This window comes from Bilophila sp. 4_1_30 (genome assembly GCF_000224655.1).
GTDB classification, from domain to species: domain Bacteria; phylum Desulfobacterota; class Desulfovibrionia; order Desulfovibrionales; family Desulfovibrionaceae; genus Bilophila; species Bilophila wadsworthia.
In genome coordinates this window covers 1-1,782 of record NZ_JH114240.1, presented here as the reverse complement: position 1 = coordinate 1,782, position 1,782 = coordinate 1, and the positions used below count along the sequence as shown (strand labels likewise).

General features: G+C 58.2%; 2 protein-coding genes. One reads left to right on the top strand and one right to left on the bottom strand.

Going from position 1 to position 1,782, the window contains the following annotated elements; translation table 11 throughout:
• Nucleotides 1-566, bottom strand: a 566-nt coding sequence (locus HMPREF0178_RS19830; RefSeq protein WP_009369320.1) for a transporter substrate-binding domain-containing protein, incomplete at its 3' end; no start/stop codon positions are given.
• Nucleotides 567-983: 417 nt separating this feature from the next.
• Between HMPREF0178_RS19830 and HMPREF0178_RS19825 the strand changes: the two genes are divergently transcribed.
• The gene (locus HMPREF0178_RS19825) at nt 984-1,724 is read left to right on the top strand and encodes a basic amino acid ABC transporter substrate-binding protein (RefSeq protein ID WP_005028328.1); all 741 of its coding nucleotides are present in this window, start codon (nt 984-986) and stop codon (nt 1,722-1,724) included.
• Nucleotides 1,725-1,782 lie beyond the last annotated feature (58 nt).

Here is a 1,782-nt window from a genome sequence, read left to right as displayed (position 1 = left end):
AATTCGACGTGTCCGCGCACGGCCTGTTTGACGCGGCTGCGGTAGGTCAGGTCCAGCGGCCCATTCCTCATTGAATTTGTAATGCGCGGCGAGGTTGAAGCCGGGAGCGATGCTGGACCCGGTTCCAACATAAACGGCACGGAAGAGGTGCCGGTCTTCACGGCAACGACCTTGCCCGCGAGGTCTTCAACCTTGCTGATGCCCTTTTCGTCGTCACGGACGAGGATCTTGAGGCCGGACGTATAGTAGCCGTTGGAGAACTGCACGACCTTGGCGCGTTCAGGCGTGATGGTCATGCCGGCGATGCCCACATCCACGTTGCCGGTCTGGAGGCCGGGGATGATGCCGTTGAAGTCCATGGGCTGAAATTTGTAGGAGAGGCCCAGCTTCTTGGCGATGGTTTCCCAGAGCTCGATATCAAAACCGGTAAACTTGCCGTCCGGCCCCTTGAATTCGAAGGGCATGAAGTTGGTGTCGTGAGCGACGACAAGTTCCTTGGCAGAGGCGGGGGCGACCAGCACGGTCATGAGAACAAAACCCATGATCAGGGCAGCGATACGTTTCATTATCAACCTCTTTGGGTTAGGGGAGAAAGGAAGGGCCGCATCCGGAACCTTCGGAAAAACGGCGTGGCCTTTTCCACTGCGGAGGGACGGACCTGTCCCGGCGACAGAAACCGAGAGGCATCCACGCGACTCCTCCTGCGCGGACCCCCTGTTCTGAGGAAGAGCATTTCCCATGCCGCGAAATCCCCCGACTCCTGCGGCACACACCCTTCCCCAGCATACCAACCCCTAGAATCACGCATCCATCAACAAAAATCAAGTGCAGATACCGTATTTCCGTAAAGCCGCGCTCCACGCCAGCTTACGGATACGGCGTTCCGCCTTTTGCGCTCATCTCCCCGCGACCGCTTTTCTTTTCTGTTGACGCGCCCCGTGCTCACGTCTAATACTCCTTCCTTATTTTTAGGAGGAGAAACCATGTTTCGTACCGTGTTGACCAGCCTTCTCGCCGTATTGGTGCTTTGCGGCTCCGCGTTCGCCGCAGAGAAAACGCTCATCGCCGCCGCCAACCCCACGTGGCCGCCCATGGAGTTCCTGGACGAAAACAAGAACATCATCGGCTATGACCGTGACATCATTGCCGCAATCGCCGAAGAGATCGGCATGAAGAGCGAGTTCCGCAACATCGCGTGGGACGGCATCTTCGCGTCGCTCGAATCCGGACAGGCCAACGTCATCGCTTCCTGCGTGACCATCACGGACAAGCGCAAGAAGGCCTATGTGTTCTCCGATCCCTACTACGAAGTCCATCAGGCCGTCGTCGTCGCCAAGGACTCCGCCATCAAGAAGCCCGAAGACCTCAAGGGCAAGAAGGTCGGCGTGCAGATCGGCACCACCGCCATCGAAGCGCTGCGCAAGATGAACGTGGACATCGACCTCCGCACCTATGACGAAGTCGGCCTCGTGTTCGAAGATATGCGCAACGGCCGCCTCGACGTCGTGGTCTGCGACGATCCCGTCGCCCGCTACTACGCCAGCCGCAAGGAAGGCTACAAGGACCTCATGAAGGTTGCCTTCCTCACCGAAGACGTCGAGTACATCGGCTTCGTGTTCAGCAAGGACAACGCCGAACTCGCCGCTCAGGTCAACAAGGGCCTCAAGGCCATCCGCGAAAACGGCAAGGAAAAGGCCATCCGCAACAAGTGGCTTGGCGAATAAAAGATGAAGATTGGGGAGGGGAGAGGAAACCCTTCTGGAGAAGGGTTTCCTCTCCCCT